This window comes from Alistipes sp. 56_sp_Nov_56_25 (genome assembly GCF_001915285.1).
GTDB lineage: Bacteria > Bacteroidota > Bacteroidia > Bacteroidales > Rikenellaceae > Alistipes > Alistipes shahii.
The window spans coordinates 52,983-74,733 of record NZ_MNQF01000064.1 but is presented as its reverse complement, the minus strand read 5'-3'; the positions used below and the strand labels follow the sequence as shown (position 1 = coordinate 74,733).

Below are 21,751 nucleotides of genomic sequence, written 5' to 3'. Positions count from 1 at the left end.
TATCCATTGCTTTTTGTTTCACAGACAAAGAGATGGTCTCACTGTTGAAAGTAAGCCGACGAATTTTATAGGAATATCGTATTGAGAGCAAGATACCTTATATTGTGTTCGATGGCAGTCCTCTATTGGGGATTCGATATTGAAAAGCTTCTGACGGATAACTACCGCAAGGCAATCTTTTGAAAACAGAATGGACTAGTGCTGAAGCTTGCTCGTTTCCTTGTTAGTCCAATTCAACTCAGAAGCGCATCCGATACAGAAAGACAATTAGAGTAGTGCCGAGTATAGGTCGGTTGTGAAAAACGTTCAACATTAGTTGGTCACGACGTTGGATTGTTGAGCAGAAAATCCGTCGAACTTGCGTTTGCATCTGATAGTAAAAACGAATAATTCTGTGGCAACGCTCCCCCCCCCTCATAGTTAATGAAGTTCCTAACTTGATAATAAGTGAATAATAACTTTAAGAGTACAGATATAATCATCGTTAAATAAAATATCGATAATCATAAGTCGCTCCATTATATTGATGCAATAAGTTCCCGACTTGAGCTAACGTATTAGATGTATCAATCGTTGCCGGTAATTTTGTATATAAGTTAAACGAATTCCAATTCATTTTTGTAAATCCTATAATCTCTGCAGCAATAGTAGGAAGATCTCCTTTCCCATAATATTTAGTTATTTTCAAAGGTGCAGGAATACATCTTCCTCCGGGATAGTAACGTCTTCTTTCTCTAATTGATGGCACAACGCCATGTGTCCATAGTAAGGCATTCCTGGATGACAATTTTATGCAGGTACCTCTCGATACTGGATATGAATCGTCTGAAATATTGTCATTATAGACCTTTTGAGCAATAAATTTGGCGTTGTATTCGTAATTGATAGTTATTAAATCGATATCCTTAATACCAGCCTGCGTTAATGCGTGCGTAATACCTTCAATTTCGTCTTTTTGAAACGGAGTTCGTTTGTGAATAACAACTCGACGGGGTAACCTATCCATAGATTTAACAAATAATTCACGTATGGTTATTCCAAACTTAAATGCTTCTTCATAGGTTAAATGTGGATTCTTTTTTCTGTCGAATTGAGGTTGTTCTACTTTTGATAATTTATATCTTAACCCCTGCCCCTTCGCATTGTATATATGGCTACAACCCAAAACGATGTCCACTTTCCCTTTGCTATTTGTTTTGACACTATAACCTATACCTGCATATGCCGTATCTGAATCGAGATTAGCTAATGCCCAAGGGGTACGCATCGCCTTAACAAATAGAGCTAATGACAGCCACCAGCAGATTTCGCATACCATTGGGTCATTCAAAGTTTTTTCTTCTATGATCTGAGTTGTAAAGCTGCGTTGAGCTGCATAGGCCTTTATAAAATTGTGTAAATCAAACGATTCTCCATCATGCTTGAATTGTTTGTGTTGACTCCATGCTGTGGGAATGTAAATTACAACCACAATTCCGGGATATTTATCAGCTAAACAACCAGCTTTATGACATATTGATTGAGCAAGAGATATTGTGTCTTTTGGAGTGTCTTCTATATTTATCCATTTATCAGTGCCGTTATCGGGAATCTCCAACAATGTTTTATATATACTATGAAATCCAGTATATGGCTGAATGTAATCCGAATCATCGTTCGCTTGAATGGTCGTGTTTAACTGTTGTAAAAAAGAGTGAAATCTATCGGAATGTGTATTGGGGCATATTACACCCACTCTAACATTCTGTAGTAGAACGTCTTTCTGCCAAGAATCATAAGGTCTGTGATTTGACAGCCCTCTCATAGGGTTTGAATCTAAAAAAGGTCTGTCTGCAAATGTATTTACAAACTCTAATTTCGGTTCTTTGATCTGAAGTCCTCGATAGATGGTTCTTTTGTTATCGTACGATTTTGATGAATATCCGTGTTCGGTAGTGTCTTGATATTGTATTTCGGAGAATCCGCAGTTCTGGCCTATTAGAAATTTAAACCCACTCCCGGAATTTTGAGGAACCTCAAAAGATAAACGAGTTCCGCCGAATATAATATTTTCCCATTGGGCAAGTTTATTGCTATATGCTTTGTTCCACATTTTATCCAGATAAATTCGCGTATATTCTTGCTTTTTCTCTTTTGATACCCTATGAGAATTCTCTACATATATTGTAGGTCGCAAAGCAAGCAGAGCATATTTTTGCTGTGGCACAAAAACAAGTGAACATTCTATAGCTTCATGTACCAAGGTGCCATTGTCATTTCTAAAAATATCGGAACGCCAAAGTATATTGTGCCTAATATCGACATTGAGACCTCGAATTATCGCAATACTTTGGAGCGTTGCTCTTAAAAACAGTTCTCTATAACTGCTTTTTCGCTCTATATCGTCCATTGAAACGGGAATCCGCTCAATATCACTTTTTAGTCGGGAGCCAAATACATTGTTAATAGCTGAGCCTGTGGAGAAAGCATATACTTTTTTCTTGTATGGAACAGCTATAATATTTTGGTCTTTAGTAATCTCCCTTAAAAAGTCCCAAGGTTTTTCACCGTCATGATATTCAATCTCAAATTGAAATAATTCTTTTGGGAAAATTATGGGGTACAAATTACTTTTCAAGTATTTGTCCGTTTTCGTTATATGAATTGAAAATGGAGACGTGTTATTATCCTCGGGAACACTCTCCAATATAGACATGATTTCTTTCTTCTTCTCTATATCAGCTTGAAAACAATTGATGACAAGAGAAAGCATTGTCTTGTCAAATCCATCAGTATCAATGTAATATGCATCCCTGTTCGCTTCTCTTGCTGTTCTCAAAAGAGATTCCACCTCGGGGGAGATGTGGGAACCATAGCCACACCAGTATATCCGTCCAGAGCCTCTTTCAGAGAAAGCTTCAGTTAATGCTGACATTAGGGATTTATCACGACCACTGTAACCGATTACTATGAGATTCTTATCATTAAAATATCGTTTTAATGCTGCCACAAAAATCGGATGTTGGCTATCCAACTCTTTAGAAGTATTTTTTAATGACGTATATTTATAATCTCCATGTAAGGCAATGTATAATAATTCACTGGTACTTTCTGTCCGATATATTCGTTCAGCACAATTTAGATTTATGCAAATAGGCGTAATATTGGCTTGTTGGGCAGCACGTTCGACCAAGCCATCGAAGTTGGTTGACCACACAGATTTGACAATGCCGTATTTGTTCAGAAGACATAAAAGCTTATATCCAATGTATGGCTGCTTACTTTGAGCTAAATGCTCAAAATATTTCACTCTATCACCCTCAATAGGTAAAGCTTTTTCTGCATAGAAGGTATATTCATTAGGATCTCCAATAGACGGGAACCCTCCTTGATTATCAATCCATTTCTGGATGATATTTTTACAAAGATCGGATTTGGGATCGATGAATGGAGGAATGGATGACTGGGAAGAACAATAAATCATTCTCTTCCAATCCCAGATACAATCATCGGCGGATGGTATTCCCGAAGTAATCGACGCTCCAGCTCCTAACAAAAATGCAAAAGAAGTATCTCGATTCTGAACAAACGAACGAACAAACGCATCGAAATCCAAGTTGAAACCAATCATAAAATTATACAGCACTTATAGTTCTTACAAAATTAACTATTACATCCAACATATCAAAGGTATAGGAGCTTTTCCTTGTGAAATGGACATTGAGAAGATAATTGCGGAAAACTACCGCAATGCAATTGGTCGAAAATAAAACTGAGCCTATGTGTTTGTCAGTTTCCTTGTTCGTTTGGATCAATTTAGAGACTTGTTCTTATCCAGAATGGACAATCGGAAGTGTCTCGTGTTGGGGGCGGTCTTTACCGGCTACTTTATGAAAAACCGACTTAAGCCAGGTGTTTAGTCAGAATGCGAGAGTTATGACGACCAAGATGTTATATGCGGCCGCACAGTTGCTGCTATTGCTATCCAGGCAGATATATTTGCAGTTGTCGTAGTCGTTCAAGACGTTTTTAAGGGTGGTCTTAATTTCTGCATAGATCGTTTTGGCTGTCGTGCTGAATAATTTGACGAGTTATGGCAGCGTCTCCCATACTTCGTAGCCTATTTTGCAGATTGCTTATCCTTCTATCTTTCTTGTGTTTATTTTCATATCATCCTTATTTGAAATTAATATTGTGTCGATTAAATTGCTACTCATGCAAATGCTATGATGGATTTCAATTGTGTGACGAATTCAGTCTTGTCTTTTTTGTCATTCTCTTTCGAGATCTCGGCATAAGTCTGCATCGTGCAGATGTGCTTGTATCCTAAAAATTGAGCAGCACATTTTAATCAGTACGTTGTTCGGCTGGCAGGCAATTGTAACATCGTGTGCCGCGCCTGGTGCCATGTAACATCCTTATTTATGCCGCGAATTTCATAATCATTTTTGATGGTTTAGAGAACCATTCGGTGCTTGGATACGTGGAATATCTTACTGCCTTCACCTATCCCTTTGTATTTTTAAATTATTGTGGGAATATCGAACTGCACCTCGGCAAGACTATTTTTTTTGATGGGAGATATGATATTCACTCATGGTCGTCGAAATACGTGCGGATGTTGTCATCAGAGAGGTTATACAGTCGAATTTATTAATAAATGCACGGGGTTGTCTCTTTCCATACAATGTTGCTCTCATAATCTCGCGTCTTGAGAACCCGTTTCAAGAGGTTATAAACGGTCAGGTACTTTTGCTGAGTCGATTTTGTACGTATTCCGGCTTATGCTAACTTGTCGAAATAACTGTTGATCTGCTCGGAATCTTTCATTTGTGTTTCGTGGCGGTATTCCAGACTTAAAAGTCGTTTTTAATTTTCTCCACCATAACGACATCATCTCAATCCTCTACTTTGTGGAAGTGGTTGTAGATTCTTACACGAATGTAGTCGGTTAACTTGTTCGTCTCCTCTGCAGTAAAGCTCCGACCTGTCATATGTTGTATTCCAATGTGCCGAAGCGACCGTCATTTTGCAGCTGAACTATGCGGGTTTGTCTCCGTCGATGGCGATACGGTCCATAACGGGAATCGTACAGTCTTTCTTAAAAATATACTTCTTTAAATTCATATTTTTAATGGTACAAAACTATTAACTGAAGCTATATGTTGTTATGCAGATCCCAACATGTCAGCGAAAAAGAGTCTTTCGACGCTTTATTTTGGGGCTCTGTTTGAAAAGTTAACTATTACTGTAAATGATGACCGCTTAAATGTTAGCCTGCGCTTTCGTCTTCTTGTACTATTCGTATTCCCAATATATTTAATATACCAAAATAGATAAATCCAATGAAGTTGGATTTATCTGGTGTTAAACCTTGTGTATAAATACACATATCAAAATAAAATCCCAATTATATACTTTCTGCCACAATCTTAAATTCTATTCTCGGAATAGCAATACATACTCTGGCGTAAAAATTGTTATTGTTCAAATGATTATCTTCTGTAATTTTTTTTATTTTTGCATAAAATCAAATTTACGAAAATATGCCAGAAAATGATCGTCCAGAAATAAAGGAACAAATAAAAGGGAGTTCAGATCAAAAAGAAAACACTCGGAGTAAGATCGCTCAAATTTATGTTTGGGCCTTCTTTATCGTAATAGGCATAGTATTCATTATTGGAGCTTGTAATTGTTTCAAAGTGGATGAATACAAAGATATGCTTGTTACGGTATCTGGTATTTTGTCTGGCCCTCTTGGATTTATTGTAGGATATTATTTCAAAGCAACTAAAGAATGAATACCTTATTCGTTACATATGCATTAGACGACGCAGTAGAATCTTACTCTAAAATTAGTAGTAAGCTAAAGCGCTATCCCGATTGGGTAAAATTATTTAATCGTGCGTGGATAATAAAAACAAATAAATCATCTCGTAAAGTCCGCGATGAATTATCTGAAGTAATTGAAAATAAAGGTAAAATAGTTGTCATAAATATAACTGATTCGGCATGGGCGACTTACAGGATAGATAATGATCTTTTATGTTGGATGAAAGAAAATATATAACTATTTTATCTGAACAAGTATTCAATGGCGCCCCACTCGGTCGCCATTTTTTGTGTCCTTACCTCATCCCTTTCAGAAAAATAATTTGACAAAATTATCAAATTAATTCATTGAATAGTAATGCTTTATAAGGTTTTGATTATATTTATGATATAAAATGATATGCTATCTTGTCTTTGATGATTCTTATACAAAAGAGAGCAATATTCGTGATATTGTTAGGGGATACTATGAGTTTTTGCTGTCAGAAGTAAAAAAGACAGAGCTATTTTTTTGATAGTGTATCGTAATATGTTAATTGCCAAGATTAATCCAAATCTGAAAACTTCAAGAGTTTATCTCTATTTTCATAAAAGAACTAAGATCTAACGATCACTTCATCGTCTTCTTTTAAGCAAAGGGGGGAAAGGCAAAACTACATTTTAGAACTCGACTTTTTGTTGGATCTTCAGTCAGAGTGTGAGGGTAAGGTCGGCCAGCAGGACAGCCGTCTCTGGTTCTTCCTTTGGGGCATCCTTGGATTTCCAGGCCACAATGAAGCTGACAGTTGTGGATTTGACCCGATAACCTTTTGCAAACCAATCGGTGAGCGTTTTCTGCATCCGGGCTGAGAGTTTGGCTACGGGGAGGTCCGTCTTCTCGGTATAGAGCGTGAAGTCGCGGTATTGCAGCCGATCGCCGCTCTGCAGTGCCAGCACTTCGCGTTTGATTCCCTTGAAAAACTCCAGATAGACATCTCGATGGGAGAGTTGCAGGACGATCTCTTCGGGCAGGGTATAGCTCCGATCGTCGCAGTCGTGGCGGTCGGCCGTCAGACGGTCAAAGCAGTGTCCGTTGGTATGAATGAACAAACGGTTCTTGGCACGGGTGATTCCCACGTAGTAGCGGCGTTTCAGCTCCGCATTCTTGGTGTAGTTGTCAGTCAGGAGCATGTAGACGTCGTCGAACTCGCGCCCTTTGGCTTTGTGGATGGTTGATACCACCACCTCGGAGCCCGAGACATCGCAGAAATCCTCCATCGACGATTCGAAGACGAACTCTTTGAAATCGCTGATGTATTTCGTTTGGTTGAGTTGCTCGAACTGTTCGAAGCAGCGCTTCACAAGATCCATATTCTGACTCCGCGCGTAGGTCTTACTCGTGGCGCGCTTTGCCTCCTCCCAGAGCTCGCCCGGAATCACGGGTGTCGTCACCCGTTTGTCCAGGTATCGGAGGAAGTATCGCATCTCGGAGAGGTTCCAGAAGCGGAAGCCGTCCATCGACTGGATCAGTTTGCACGGGACGCCCTCCTTGCGCAGAAGTCCGGTCAGGATGACCGCCTCGTCGTTCGTCTGGGTGAGGACGCACGAGGTGCCCGCATGACGGTTACGGAGCAGTTCGTCGACCAGCGGGCGGTACATGATTGCCGAGGTGTGGCAGGTGACGCCAACCCATCCCTCTTCGTGCCGCATCGAGTGGATCTGCGTGTGCTTCATTCGTCCGGAGATCGATTGGACGAACCTGTTGGCAAAGGTGACCGGATGGCGGGCGCTGCGGAAATTGTCGGTCATCTCGATGAGACGAGTTCCGGGTCGTTGGGCCAGTTGGAACATGTAGCCTGAGTCAGAACCCCGGAATTCGTAGATGTTCTGGTCGTCGTCACCCACGGCGATGACGCGCATCTCCTCGTTGCGGGCCATCAGCGCTGTTACGAGGGCATATTCGTCGGCGGCCATGTCCTGAGCTTCATCGATGACGAGCACGGTCTTGCCGATCTTGTTGGGTTCGACCTCTCCCTGTTCGATCATCCGGGCAGCCCGCGAGACAATGTCTTGGGCATCTTCGAGGTTGCCGATACGCCCCAGCAGATCGAAGCAATAGGAGTGGAAGGTCTTGATCTCGACAAAGTGGGCCGCATTGCCGATCAACGCCATCAGCCGCTGTTTGAACTCCGTAGCCGCCGCACGCGAGAAGGTGAGCATCAGCAACTGTTCGTGCTTGACATCTTCGAGCAGGAGCAGCGATGCCAGTTTGTGGACCAGCACACGGGTCTTGCCGCTACCGGGTCCAGCCGCAACCACGATGCAGTGGGACTCCTTGTCGGAGATGATCTCCATCTGTCGAGGGGAGAGCGCCCCGAAGAGCTGTTCGTATTTCTGGGGCGTCAGGTTGCGCTGGATCTCGTTGATGCGCTCGCCGCGGAAGTATTTCGCAATGAAGCGCCGGTAGTCCATCTGGAAGTAGTCCTGTACGAACTGCAGCGCCGCGTTGTAGTTCTTGACCATCAGATTGGCATACTCGCCCACGATGTGGACCTGCTGGATCTTCTGCTTGTAGAAGGCGTTGAGCAGCCGGTAGTCGTCGACCTTGTAGCGCGACTTGTTGTCCTTGATCCGGCGGATGTCCATCGCGTTGTAGAGGACCAGAAAGCCCCCTTCGAGCTTCAGCGCTCCGATCTTCGAGAGATAGAGAAGTGCCTCCTCGACCTCGCCCAGCTGCAGGTCGTTCCGCCCGAAGAGCATCGTCCGGTTATCGGCCTTGAATTGATTCAGCAACTCGACGATCGAGAACTGCACGGCATTGTCCGCGACGGTATGTTCCTGCCCGGTGGCGTTGGGTTGCGCGAGCGTACGCGACAACTCGGCGGCCTGGCGGTAGAGCCAACCGATGGCGAAGCGGCAGATCTCGGCCCGTTTGTCGAACCGGGCCTCCGTCGACTGCAGGTCGGTCTGTCGCCGAAGCTGCAGGTTGTGGTCCGCATCTTCCTGTTTGCGGAGGTATCCCTTGACCGTAAGGAAATAGAGCAGGGTGCGGATATCTTTCTCCTTCGAGGTGCTGATTCCCTCCTGGATGGCATCCTCGTTCAGCTGCTTGCAAGAGATGCTGAGCCCCTCCTCCGGGATGCGGTGGAGCAGGTAGCGTTCGAGCTGGATAAAGCGTTCGAGCAGCTGCTGCGACTTGCGTTCCGAATCCCCTGTTCCGAGCAGGTAGGCCGACAGATCCTTGCTGTCGGCCAGGATCCCCTCTTGGCGCATGCGTTCCACGGCGGAGATCACCTCGCGCTTGCTCATCCCCAGAATGTCGGCCAGGTAATCGATTCGCGATTCGGCCTCCGAGTCCTGCGCCTTGGCGATATATTTTTTCGAGATGAGAGACTTGATGATGCGGACAGCCTGTTCGGTCTCCTTGCTGTCGAACAGCGGCGAGGCTGTCAGCCGTCGCCGGGCTTCGTCGAGATTCCGCACGGTGATGCCTGTGGCGTAGACGTGCGGAACGTTGTTGCCCCGTTCGAGGTAGCCGGCCTGTTCGAGTGCCGCCAGCGCGGTTCGTACCCGGGTTTCGATGTCGGAGCCCGAACCGTCCCAACCGGCTTGACGCGCGATCTCCAGTGCCGACGAGTTGACCCGCATGCGCTGGCGCGTGAGCTCCTTCACAGCCTTCCATACCTGCTGAATCTCGCCGATACTCAGCTTCGTCTGGTTCAGCAGGATGAAATGCTTGTCCAGGTCGTTGTCGCCGTAGAGAACGTAGCAGCGGGCATGCAGATGGGGGTTGCGGCCGGCGCGTCCCGCCTCCTGGACGTAGTTCTCCAGCGAATCGGAGATGTCGTAATGGACCACCAGCCCCACGTCGCTCTTGTCCACACCCATGCCGAAGGCTGACGTGGCGACGATGATGCGCACCTGGTCGTTCATGAAGGCCTCCTGGTTGGTAATCTTCTCGTCGGAATCCATCTTGCCGTTGAAGGGAAGGGCCCGGAAACCGTCGTGCGTGAGACGTGAAGCCAATTCCCGGGTTCGGCGGGTTCGCGAGACATAGACGATGGTTGGGCATTGTGAATCGGCAATGAGCTCGCGCAGTCGCTGGTATTTCTCTTCGTCGTTGTCGACGTGCAGTACCGAATAGCTCAGATTTGTGCGCGTGGCCTTCGAGGCGAAGAGCTCCAGATTCAGATCCAGCGTCTGTTCGAAGTAGTCGCGGATGTCCTGGATCACCTTCTGTTTGGCCGTGGCGGTGAAGCAGGAGACCGGGATCGGGAGCTTGCTTCCCTTTTTCTGCTGGTATTTGCGGATGAAGTGGCCGATGTAGAGGTAATCGACCCGGAAGTCCTGGCCCCACGACGAGAAACAATGAGCCTCGTCGATGACGAAGCGGACGACGTTGCGGGCAAGGAGGATACGTTCGATCGTAGCCGAGCGGAGCATCTCGGGCGAGATGTAGAGCAGCGCGGCCGTTCCATCCTGCACTTTTTCGATGGCAAGAGCCCGCGTGATGGGATCCAGCATGCCGTTGATGGTGACGGCCTCGGTGATACCCCGTTCGGCGAGGTTATCCACCTGGTCCTTCATCAGCGACTGCAGGGGTGAGATCACCACCGTGAGTCCGTGGACCGAGAGCCCTGCCATAAGAGCCGGCAGCTGGAAGGTGAGTGATTTCCCACCACCGGTCGGGAAGATTGCCAGCAGAGAGCGACCCTCGACGGCCGCCTGCGCTGCCCGCTCCTGGAGAGGCTCACCTTCGTAGGTGCGGAAGGCATCGTAACCGAACAGCGACTTGAGGCTGCGGTGAACGTCAAGTTGGGCGTTGCAGTAGGCACAGTCTGCAAGGCAGGGGGTGTGGCGCAGCTTCTTGATGACGAACTCCACACTCGGGTAGTTGTGCAATACCCATCCCGGCGTGATGGAGCGGTGATCGGTCGTGTCGATTAGCGCCAGTGCATAGGCCAGTTCGCAGGGGTAGTGTTCGATCAACGGTTCGAGTTCGACATTTTGGCAGATGCGGCCTCGGTAGACGGTGGCGATTTGTTCGCTGAGGTTGCAATCCTTCGGGCCAGCTCCCATCAGATCGAGGAATCCGTCGAACTCCGGCTGCCCCCTCAGCAGCGCAGTGAAGAGTCTCTGTTTCTGTTCGGGCCATGCATCCCAACGGGCCATCTCGTCCAGAAGCAGATCACGTGCCTTTTCGCAGTCGTTGACCGGATTGTTCATCTGGTCGCTGACCAATTTATCATCCTTTACAAGCCGATGATAGGGACGTTCGGGAAAGAGCAGGGGCGAGAGGTAAAGCGTGTCGACCAGCCGCCAGGGAATCGGTTGATCCTCGAAGAGGTATTTGGCATCGTGGTGGATGATGTTGTGTCCGCAGAGGTACTCCCCACGCTCGAGGAAGTGTAGCAGCTCCTCTTTTGAGGCTTTATGAAAGATAGCCCCATCGTAGCGGAGCGCCCCGATGTCGTGGATCCGGTGGTCTGTCAGCCCGATCTCAACATCTACAACCGCATAACGCAGCGGACCATACCGAAGCGACGAGCGACTGCTTGCGCGGGTCGTATTCAACGGCTCGACAGCTCCGATTTCAGTCGGTTGGTTCGATATGGGATTCTCCTGCATGATGTGGTTTTTTGGTTCAGTTTGGTGATGTCTTCGCTTTAAGTGAATATGAATCAGGATTTCAGGTTGTTGCTTTCTACAAATTTAACATTTTTTCTTGAATATAGCATGTCGTTTTTATTGGGAGGTGTTTAGTTAGATAGTGTTTCTGTTCTGATAAATGAAATAGAGTTGTATGCTTAAATCTCTTTTGATTTAATAACTGTTTGTATGCTTCTGATTCGAATTTATGTAGACTTTGGAATTCTACTGATTTATACAGAGAAAGTTTTTTGCCAGGCTTCTGTTTTTGAGTAATGAGTTTTTGATTAAAAGGTTGCGATAATAGTGTGGTTAAAAAAGAAGTTAGAGAAGATAATTTGTATATTTGTAATGATTTATATTATAATTAATTAAATTAGATATGAAGAATATAATAGCAGTAATTTGGGATTTTGATAAGACCTTAGTTGATGGGTATATGCAGGATCCAATTTTTAAGGAATATCACGTAGATGCTTCTGCGTTCTGGCGTGAAGTGAATTCGTTACCAGAAAAATATATGAGAGAACAGCATGTAAGGGTTAATCCTGATACGATATATTTGAATCAATTTCTGAGATATGTTAAAGATGGGAGATTTAGAGGTCTAAATAATGAAAAACTGGAAAAATATGGTAAGGAGCAGTCTTTTTACAAAGGAATCCCTGAAATATTTAGAACAACAACAGAATTATTAAAGGCTGACCCTGTTTGTGAGGAGTATAATATAAAAGTTGAACATTATATAGTAAGTACCGGTTTTGCGCAAGTTATTAGAGGTACCTCGATAATGGAATATGTAAAATATGTTTGGGGGTGTGAACTTATCGAAGCTGAAGATGATCAAGGGGGTAAGATTATATCTGAGATAGGATACACTATTGATAATACCTCTAAAACTAGAGCTCTTTTTGAAATAAATAAAGGCGTTGGAGGTGATGTTAAGGTAGATGTCAATAGTAAGATGACAAATGAACAGCGGCGAGTAGATTTTAGGAATATGATATATATTGCCGATGGCCCCAGCGATGTACCTGCCTTCTCCGTTGTAAAAGGCAATGGAGGAGCAACATTTGCAATATATCCTAAGGGAAATAATAAAGCCTTTAAGCAAGTTGAACAATTAAGAGAAGATGGTCGAATTGATATGTTTGCAGAAGCGGACTATTCTGATGGTACAACTGCATCGATGTGGATTTGTAATAAGATTCAAGAATTTGCTGAGAGAATAAAGAAAGAAGAACAGGCCAAAAGAGGCAATCTAAGTGCCATACCCCATCATTTGGTTTAAATTAATAAGTTACTAGTATCGTAGCAATATATTTCATTCTCGATTCTAATATTTAATAGGGGTTGAAATTTTGTAGATTGCTACTCGAATTATTTGAGGCCTTCTTGTCTCTTTTAATAGCAGACTTTTATATATCTTGTAAAAATATCGATATTATAATAATTATTGCTTTTTTGCGTATTATTCGTGTTATTAACGTATTTGTGTAGTTATGAAACAACAAGAGAGATCGTGGGATGATGATATAGAACGATTGATCCTTTTTGCGGATATAATGGGATTTAAAGATCGAGTAATGAGAACTCGCCACATTGACCTAAAGCATACTTTAGTAGCTTTTAAAGAAGAATGGTCTCGTAAGATGTCTCCATTCAAACTTGGAGATCATCTCAGATTTTCTCAATATTCAGATTCAATTGTCATCGTGGTTAATGGGGTTGATAATAGATCATTGAACCTTATTTCTAAGGCGGGTACATGCTTAGTACAAACAAGTCTAAAGGCGGGACTGCCGATTAAAGGTGCTATAGCTAAAGGACAATTTACATATGACGAGTCCCATCAAATTTTTTTTGGACAACCATTAGTCGATGCATATCTACTACAAGATGAAATTAAATTCTATGGTATAGTTGCGCATCATACTATCGAACATCTGATAAAGAATTCGAAACCGGATATTGCAAGAATGTTTGCAAAGACTGATGTCCCTTTAGAAAAGGGATGGTCTAAACATTATATTTTATCTTGGGAGAAAATTAATAACAATAGTTTCCATGCTAATGGGATTGAATTGGGACCTTGGTTAGATAGTATTGAGGAAAATATATCTGGTAAACCAAGAGTTTATGTGGATAATACAATTAAGGTTATGGATTCAATAAAGATAGTGAATCATCCCAGTAACTGATTTTTATAATATAAATCTTGAGCAGGTATTCTTCTTCCTGGTATTTATGCGGCCTATTATTAAAGGGTTAAGGTTGTAGCCGATCTGGGGAAGAGTATTTTACAGGCTCACGAAAAGAGCATAGTAGCAAAGTTAATTTTGATGTTCCAGATCACCCGATTCACAAGGCCCTATTCTCTATATCTGCTTACATGATGATTTGATCCATTTTATCGGTATTAGGCTTGAGATGTATCCGATATTGAGTCTGTATTATTTGAAGATCTGATAGGCTTTCAGGATATTTTCGTAATTTTATACATTCAAAGTTGATTGCATATGCAGCTTCCCCAATTCGAACAACTTACGACTGGCTGTCTTGGGCGAATTTTCGACAAGACGGTTGCGACGTATAAGTATTTCTGGTTTCTCTCCTTGATGCAGGAGCATGCTCGGACGGGAAATCTTCGGATGGATGTTTGGGAGCTGGTAATTCGGATGGTGGCCAATGCCTGGTATCCGATTCATTATTTCAGGCTGTCGTTCGGTAAGAGTGACTCGTTGTTCGAGATTGTGACAGAACTTCAGAAAGAGACGAACCTGCCCATTGATGCAAGTCAGAAGATAATAATTGAGGAACTACGTGGTCGGTTGGGAGAACCGACGATACGAAGTCGATTACGAGTCCTTACGCTCAATGTCCCGTATCGTTTCCTTCGTCCTTGGATTGATACCTCTGATGATCGGGAGATGATTCGTCGCTCGCAGACGTTGGAGAATAGCTGTTTGTATGCACTGTATAAGGATCGCAGTTCTTTTTACATAGAACTTAATCCGTCTTGGGATTCCTATCTGCATGCCCATTACGGTATATTGGTCGATTTCACTTATTGGAATCTGACACAGTTCCTCCAAGTGCGGAATCCGAATGTTCCGGCCATATCCAATAAGCTGATAAAGCCTGAAACACGGACTCCTCTTACAGCGCAGCATCGGTATTGGAATACAGTTATGCAGATTGTTGGTCCGATAGAATGTATCTATACAGGGCGACAGCTCCATACAGGCGAATACGAACTGGATCATTTTATTCCGTGGAGTTTTGTTTCGCATGATTTGCTTTGGAATCTGGTGCCGGCTGATGGGAGTGTCAATTCGTCAAAAAGCGATCGATTGCCTGATTTAGAGCGTTACCTTCCTAAGATGGCGCATCTGCAATATCACGCTTTACAGACTTATCTGAAAGCCGGTCGAGATAGTCGCATATTGGAGGACTATCTATCGTTGGGACATACGCCTCGAGAACTTGTACTCATGGATGAAGATAACTTTCTCGAGCTTTACAAACGTACCTTCGGGCCAATGGACCAGATAGCATTGAATATGGGATTTGAAACTTGGAAAGGTTAAAGCGATGGAACCGATAAAGATAAATCATCCCTATCTAACGGCAATCAAAAGGTCCCGGTTGTCGGCTCCGGCTCGTTATCTGCTTCAGCATGGTTTGCTGAAGGGGCGGATTCTCGATTTTGGATGTGGGCTCGGTTTCGATACGGATGAACTGAGACGGCAGGGACATGATATTACGGGGTATGATTGCTATTATCGTCCGGAATACCCCGAAGGGGAATTCGATACGATTATGTGCATTTATGTCTTGAACGTGCTGGAACCTTATGCACAGGCCGAGGTGATGATGGATATCGACCATTTGTTAGCTCCGCACGGGATAGCCTATTTTGCCGTTCGTCGAGACTTGACAAAAGAGGGATTCCGTATGCACCCCATCTATCGAAAATACACTTACCAGTGTAACGTCCAATTGCCTTATCCAAGTCTGGTTTGCAATTCTGGTTTTGAGCTGTATCGGTATCAACGATGAAATAGATCACTTATTGTAGCCTCATGAATTGTGTCTGTTATAAATGTAGGTTCAAGCTTAACTTGTCTCTGTATCCGTTTGCGTAGACGAATTCTTTGGTTTTCGACGTAAAATGGGGATTATAGGCATGTATGATTCGATGGTGATTTGGACATAGAATAACAATGTTGCTAAAATTATTATTGAGAGAGGTGCTAAAAGGATCTATGTGATGTGCATCAATCACATGGTATTGTCCTCCATAGGGTAATGTAATGAGTTGGCCACATATCTGACAGCGATACCCATACAGCCTCTTGAGATTCAGGCAGACATTTTTATCTATTCTTCTGATTCTTGCTAAATGTGGCCTCTCAATAATTTGGGCTGTTTCGTCATTCAACAATAAACTTTCAAGCAGCGACTCTTCGATGGGGTGAGCTATAAGCTCTTGTTTAGCTTGGTTTATTTCATGAGCGGGGATCGAAACTGCCTCCCAGATGTCTTTATTCGCAGTCGCATAGAACACGATAGAACTTCGTAGTTCGTTTGGAATTCGAATGTTGTGTGTCTTGACCCCTTGTTGAGTAAGTTCTTTTTTTAGAGCCAGCTGCTGTTCAAGGTATTGTGTTAACTCCGGGAAAGCAAGACGCAACGCCTTGGCAAAAGGGTGGTTGGGACTATACCTTACCTGATACATCTCAGGATGGTTGGGATATCGTACTCTATTGAAATTTTGATTGATAACATCTATATCTGTGAAGAGCTGATTATCCCACATTATAGATATTCTTCGAGTTTCACCAATAGCCAGTTTCCCGAAAAAATCAATAAACTGGTTGAGTAATGCCGTGCGGATGGTAAATCCTTGATACAAAATGCTTTTGTCTATATCTTTTAGGTAAATGAGCTTCATTTTGACTTTGAATGATTTTCTCACAGAAGTATTAATAATTAACAATAATCTTCCAGAACATCTCCTCCGGCCCATTCTTTGCCAAGGGATAGTGTGTAGTATTTTTCAGCTCCTTCTTCAGTAAAGAACGTGCGGATACTTTCGTGTATATAAAATCCATCTTCGTATCTGATTTCTGTGAGGGCAAAATTGGTAACTCCGCTAGTGGTCGTAAGCACTGCTATATGTGTTTTGTCTAAAGAAAGTTCTGCTTTAATGACTTCTGAATGATAGTATTGATTTTGACAAAATACTGCTGTCGGATTTAAATTTGCTATGTAGTCTTGTAATGGTGTTTCTGTATGAGTGTTGGGACACAATGGAAACTCTGTTGGGACCTTCCAATGTATTTGTTTTGCTCCAGGTGTTAGAGATTCTTTGAGTGAGAGTTGTTCTTCGTAGTGTCTGGCAGTTTCAGCTTCGATTTCAGCCCGTTGCTGAGCATATGATTTATGTATTTCTTTTGAATCCCAAGTTAGATTCCAAGATGATCCGAGTCCGCTGTCTGGGCTGTCTTGGTAGATCCATTCTCCGATTCCTTTGCTTTCATTTGTTGATTTTGGGGTAGTGTTATCTTCCTTTGCCCATCTTTCAAGATTTTTAAGGCATTTTGCTGCTTCTTCCTTTGATACAGTACGCATCCAACCGGTATTGGAATCTGATGCAGATTCACGCAGAATGGAGGGATCCTCTAAAAAAGCCTCGATTGAACCACATAAATATTTGATTTTGTTTCTGGTTATGGGGTTGTTGAGAGCATTCTCCAACCGAGTAACCCATGCAAGATTTTCAGGGCGATTGTTACATCTGTTTGTATCTTTGTGATCGATGACCATATGTGGATCATCAGGTGTTCCATGAAACGCTGTTGCGACGATTTGATGAACGCGAACTCCACCATAGAGCATATAACCTGTTTTATTGTCTTTGGACCCAAAGGTCCATATACAGTCCAGTTTGGATGGGCGGCAATCTTTTTTGGGATGCCGGTATATTGCACCGTTATCTCGAACGGAATAATGGCGTTCTTTAAAATCGCATTCTCGAATCTCGCTGTATTGAGATAATAATTCTTGAGGTGAGGCTTCCATAAATGGTCTTTTGTGAGTGCCCTATCTAATAAAGACACATGATTAATTATTCGATTATATCTCCTCCAAACCTATTGACTTGAGGTATTCGTAGGTACCGTTATAAAACTCAGGTAGTCGGGTTGTATCTTCCGGGAAACCATCGACGGTCTTGTTGGAATTGCCTTCTGGAACGCAAATGACCATGCCGATACGGGCGCGTGTTAGGAGGACACGGTAGGCATTCAGCATGTATTTCCTTCGTTCGAGGCTGCTTTCGGTTTGCCCTGATTCTTCGCGCCAGGCAGTTCGGCCGTTGAAATTGAAGTATCGCCAACGTCCGTTCTCGCAGCGCAGATCGGCATCCCAAAGGACGCAGGTATAATCCAGTTCAAGCCCTTGTACCTGGATCTCGGTTGCCGCATCCTCGAGGTAGTTTGAAGACCTGATGTCAGTCTTATCCATCAGGAACCAGTGGACAGCATTTTCGTCGCCTTGGCCCAGAACATCGACGGCCAGCGGCTTAAAGCGTGCGGCAGTCTTGCTGACGAGAACGCCGGAGCGTTGTGAGCCTCGGGTGTGCTTGCGTAGCCAAGCCCTTGCCTTGGCCATATCTCGGGTCAGAACAATCGGATAGTGTGCTTTGATCGTGTCGTACAGCGCAGCAGCGTCCGGGTTGAAGGAGAGCAAGGCGTGCACAAAAGCGGAGAGGTTCTCGGCTCTAAACGAACGCAGACTAACCCCCAGATGGAGTTCCGGAGAGAAGTTCACTTTGTCATTACCGGCCAGTAGTTCATTGACACGTCCTTCGGCATATTCCGCCTCGGTTAGCTTGTCGGAGATGTAGATCCTCCAGTGTGTAAATTTCTCGTTGAGGGCCTTGATCCATTCCGAAATGCCGGCCTCTCCGGTGTTGATCTCCTGCCCGCCACCTACCAAGCATACAATCGTTGCCCAATCCTCCCGTTGATCCAGCGACCAAATGAGAAAGGCCGCCTCGGAGTAGGGGAAGTTCTGAATCTTGAGTTTGTTGCCGTAGGTTCCTCCGCGTTTGAGGTAATCTGCGAGCCGTTTGTGGGTCCATGAACGCTGCGCTTCGTCAAAAATGGCGACATGTTCCACCTCTCCATAACCGGCTTTGGCAAGCTTGATCGCTTTCTTGGGATCAATCTCAAGGACGCCATTCTCAATCGGAGTTTTTAGCTTGGCCAGCATGTTGTCCCGATAGCGGTGGATAATCTGGATGAATTTGCCAACCTCCCTTCGCGAATCCGACCGATTCTTTTTCTCGCCCCGAGCTTGGCACTTCTTCTGGTTGTCGATGGCCAGAGCCTCGGTCAGCACCGCAACTAACGGCCCGTTGCCCGAAAGATAAACGGCCCCTTCATCCTCGCTCAATTTCTCGCCATTTTGGTAGGATTGTTTGACGGCAACATCCAATCCGACCAACGTCTTCCCGGCTCCTGGTACGCCCGTAACAAAACAGATGCTCTTCTCGCCCTTCTCTCGACTGGTCTTGATCACATCGAGGATATATGCAATCGTGCGATCGGTCGATACCTTGTCCGCCTCATGACGAGTGATATCCTCTACCGAATGGTTCTCGTAGAGCCTTTTGGCTGCCTCGATGATGGTCGGAGTGGGTGAGTAGGGGCTGATGATCCAGTCGGCTCCCAGACTTGGATCTGGCGCTGTGGCTCCAGCATGTGCCAGAACATCGGCAATGAGCTGTTGTAGACCAGCTGGCCCTGTTAACAGTGGGTTGTATATGGAATCATCATATACAGAGGCTTGGAATACGCTTGAACTTTTACTGATCCAGGGATGTATGAGAATGGGGACAATGATCCTATTTTGGCTCAGCAAGTGAAAATTCTTCAGATCCAAAGCATAATCTAATACTTGCTCGATATATGACTGCATATTCTCCTTCTTAGCCTCTTGTCTAGTCTTGAACTCGAGGCAGAAGATAAGCCCACGAAGCAGCAGAACAACATCGATTCGCTTTCCGAGTCGTGGAATGTCGTACTCGAAAATGACCTGTCCATCTTCATCCTTCCACGGTAGCAGAACCTCTTGCATGATGCGGATTTCATCGGCCCAGGCTTCATTGGTTGTGGTCATAGCAACTCCGTGATAGTTATCCACGAAGGTTCCCAACAGAGCCTCAGGGGACAGCTGTAAAAATTCGTGTATCGAGGCGTGATATAGACAACGAGTCATAAGCAAAGCGAATAGATTGTGGGGCGTGTTTCTCGAATATCGATGAATACAAAATTAAGATAAATCTAACAAAATCGGTCATTTTGATCCCGTAATGTTTTGATGGGAGGGACATCCGAAGAAAAGCCTCTCCAGCGAGGAAAACGACATCGGGCGGTTGTGAGTCCTGCTCCTTTTCATCCGGCAGCAAGGTAAGGGCCCGGCGCGAAATGCCAACCTCAGGCCCCGGTGGGGTTTCCGCAGCGAAAAGCCGCTCTCAGTAGAGCCATTTCCCCGCGGAAAAGGTTGTCGTATTCGCTCCGGCCCACTTTTGAAGATGCTACCGATGGAAAGGAGAAAAACCATGCTTCGGCTGTGTGTCGTGTCTCTCGTTCCCTGGCTCATCTTTCGTCCACCGTCCTCGATCCCTGCTGCCACCTAAGATCAATTTGTTGCCCATTTTTCTCGCGTTTAAGCCATGATGGAACTTGGCGATATAAGTTGTACTCTGCGGTGGTTTTTGAGGCGTATGGCCTGTTTCTGTGGTTTCTATCGTGTATTTATCGGGCCTCCGCCGTAGGCGCAGCGCCCAACCCTCCCCGATGCAAGAATGTGGGCAACGACCAAAGTCTTGTTGTCGCTCCAGCCCTATGTGTCCAGCTGGTATCCGCAAATCAATATGTCCGCAAAACAACAAAACAGTGTGTCAACACAACAGCGAAACAGCAAAACCGTGACTTCAGTCAGTCAGTACTTCAGTCAGTCAGTACTTCAGTCAGTCAGTACTTCAGTCAGTCAGTGCTTCAGTCAGTCAGTATTTCAGTCAGTCAGTACTGAATTCAGTCAGTACTGACGTCAATCAGTCAGTCGGCCTTTTTGAATAAGACGCCTCCGGACCTTCCTTTTTTTGTCGATTTTGTTCCCGATGTCGGCTTCGGGAACGGGTGGTTCGCCTCTTCAGATTGGCCGGCGAACAAGCGGGAACGGGACGTGATATTCGACCCGTTTTTGAGTCCCCGGAACATTATATGTTTCGGGACTCAGCAAGCTGTGTTTTCCGTTACGCGAAATATTCTCGGTAACGAAAACAGCTTGCCCGCAAGGGGGGGGGGAAAACTCCTCCGAAGTCGTCGTTTTTTACCGGGGCCACCGTGGCCCGAGCCGAAATTTAGTCGGCGAAGGATTTTCGAGACACCTTCGCCAGAAAATAGGGAAGATCCGGCCATTTTGGCGTGGAAAAGTGGCGGTTTATCGCCCGAATCAGACTTCAAAACAGCTCGTTTTCGACCGATTTTCGGCGATTGAGAATGCAAAATTTCGGACAAATTTCACGAATTTGGACGCGCTTTTGAGGCCTCAATTCAGCCAATTGAGAACCTCTAATCCGATATTTTGCGTCATAAAAAGAAGTGGAATTTGTCCTTTTTCAGCGTTCAATTCTGCAGAATTTCAGTCATTCAGAATCGGGTTTCGATGCAGTTTCAGTACCAATTTTCCCGCGAAACGGGACGTTTATTGCGGGAAACAACGCACTGGTTTGTGCCCCAGTTCCAGCCCGCAGAGGACGTCGAGCGAACTGGGACAGCCGTCCGAGCGGAGGGCGTAGACGCTCTCCTCGGCCATCGACGCGATGGTATAGTTGCGGGTTTGGACCGTCTGCCAACCGGTGCGGCGGGCGTTGCGCACGGCAAAGATCAGGATGCGCTGCTCGGCCAGGGCCTCTTCGACGGCGGGAGGATAGCGGCGGTAGAGGGCACGCCCCAAGGCCCAGATCACAGGGTGGCGGGCTTTCAGCAGGAGTTCAAAGACGAATTTTTCGAGCGGCGACTGGAAACCGCTGATTACGACACGGTCGGTTGCGCAACACGCTTCAGCCCAGCGGAGGACCTGTTCCTCGACGGTGGGCGAAACGACGCGCGAGGCGAAGAAAGCGACCTTCCGGCAGTCGAGCAGGGCGGGGTTTCCGGTGTAATCGTAATCGAAAGCCATAAAAAACGTGGGTTGCCGCATTGACTTACCCCGTACTCAGGCCTTCGCTGCCCCA

12 protein-coding genes are annotated in these 21,751 nt (G+C 45.1%); 6 read left to right on the top strand and 6 right to left on the bottom strand.

All coding sequences use genetic code 11. The annotated features are described in order from the left end of the window. Positions 1-484: 484 nt before the first annotated feature. Entirely contained in the window at positions 485-3,610 is a 3,126-nt protein-coding gene (locus tag BHV64_RS11915) for an SIR2 family protein (RefSeq protein WP_217727369.1), read from the bottom strand. Between the two features lie 1,915 nt (positions 3,611-5,525). Between BHV64_RS11915 and BHV64_RS11910 the strand changes: the two genes are divergently transcribed. Next, positions 5,526-5,780, top strand: a complete 255-nt coding sequence (locus BHV64_RS11910) for a hypothetical protein (protein WP_149887929.1) — start codon at positions 5,526-5,528, stop codon at positions 5,778-5,780. Beyond that, positions 5,777-6,049: a hypothetical protein gene (locus BHV64_RS11905; RefSeq protein WP_149887928.1), complete on the top strand. Its 273-nt coding sequence runs from the start codon at positions 5,777-5,779 to the stop codon at positions 6,047-6,049. Before BHV64_RS11910 ends, BHV64_RS11905 begins: the two co-directional genes overlap by 4 nt. A gap of 452 nt (positions 6,050-6,501) precedes the next feature. On the opposite strand, the gene BHV64_RS11900 is transcribed toward BHV64_RS11905, so the two are convergent. Beyond that, positions 6,502-11,016 (bottom strand): RecQ family ATP-dependent DNA helicase, encoded by a 4,515-nt coding sequence (locus BHV64_RS11900; protein ID WP_217727377.1) that lies wholly within the window; start codon positions 11,014-11,016, stop codon positions 6,502-6,504. An 805-nt stretch (positions 11,017-11,821) separates the two neighbouring features. Here BHV64_RS11900 and BHV64_RS11895 point away from each other — a divergent pair. The 4 genes from BHV64_RS11895 (at position 11,822) to BHV64_RS11880 (ending at position 15,501) form a co-directional block, all read left to right on the top strand. Beyond that, complete coding sequence (locus tag BHV64_RS11895) at positions 11,822-12,730, top strand: haloacid dehalogenase-like hydrolase (RefSeq protein ID WP_149887927.1); 909 nt, start codon at positions 11,822-11,824, stop codon at positions 12,728-12,730. Between the two features lie 211 nt (positions 12,731-12,941). Beyond that, positions 12,942-13,640, top strand: coding sequence for a hypothetical protein (locus BHV64_RS11890; protein ID WP_149887926.1), 699 nt, complete (start codon positions 12,942-12,944; stop codon positions 13,638-13,640). 318 nt (positions 13,641-13,958) lie between these two features. Beyond that, the gene (locus BHV64_RS11885; RefSeq protein WP_217727368.1) at positions 13,959-15,029 is read left to right on the top strand and encodes an HNH endonuclease domain-containing protein; all 1,071 of its coding nucleotides are present in this window, start codon (positions 13,959-13,961) and stop codon (positions 15,027-15,029) included. Positions 15,030-15,033: 4 nt separating this feature from the next. Next, positions 15,034-15,501, top strand: coding sequence for a methyltransferase domain-containing protein (locus BHV64_RS11880; protein WP_149887924.1), 468 nt, complete (start codon positions 15,034-15,036; stop codon positions 15,499-15,501). A 37-nt stretch (positions 15,502-15,538) separates the two neighbouring features. Here the strand turns inward: BHV64_RS11880 and BHV64_RS11875 are convergent, their stop codons facing one another. From BHV64_RS11875 to BHV64_RS11860, 4 genes are all read right to left on the bottom strand, one after another. Next, positions 15,539-16,396 (bottom strand): HNH endonuclease signature motif containing protein, encoded by an 858-nt coding sequence (locus BHV64_RS11875; protein ID WP_217727367.1) that lies wholly within the window; start codon positions 16,394-16,396, stop codon positions 15,539-15,541. 38 nt (positions 16,397-16,434) lie between these two features. Then, positions 16,435-17,526 (bottom strand): HNH endonuclease signature motif containing protein, encoded by a 1,092-nt coding sequence (locus BHV64_RS11870; protein WP_288116075.1) that lies wholly within the window; start codon positions 17,524-17,526, stop codon positions 16,435-16,437. Positions 17,527-17,580: 54 nt separating this feature from the next. Next, positions 17,581-19,629 carry a DNA/RNA helicase domain-containing protein gene (locus BHV64_RS11865; RefSeq protein WP_288116074.1) on the bottom strand — a complete coding sequence of 683 codons (2,049 nt, stop codon included), beginning with the start codon at positions 19,627-19,629 and terminating at the stop codon, positions 17,581-17,583. 1,590 nt (positions 19,630-21,219) lie between these two features. Next, on the bottom strand, positions 21,220-21,696 hold the full coding sequence (locus BHV64_RS11860; RefSeq protein WP_217727364.1) for a hypothetical protein: 477 nt from the start codon (positions 21,694-21,696) through the stop codon (positions 21,220-21,222). Positions 21,697-21,751: the final 55 nt, after the last annotated feature.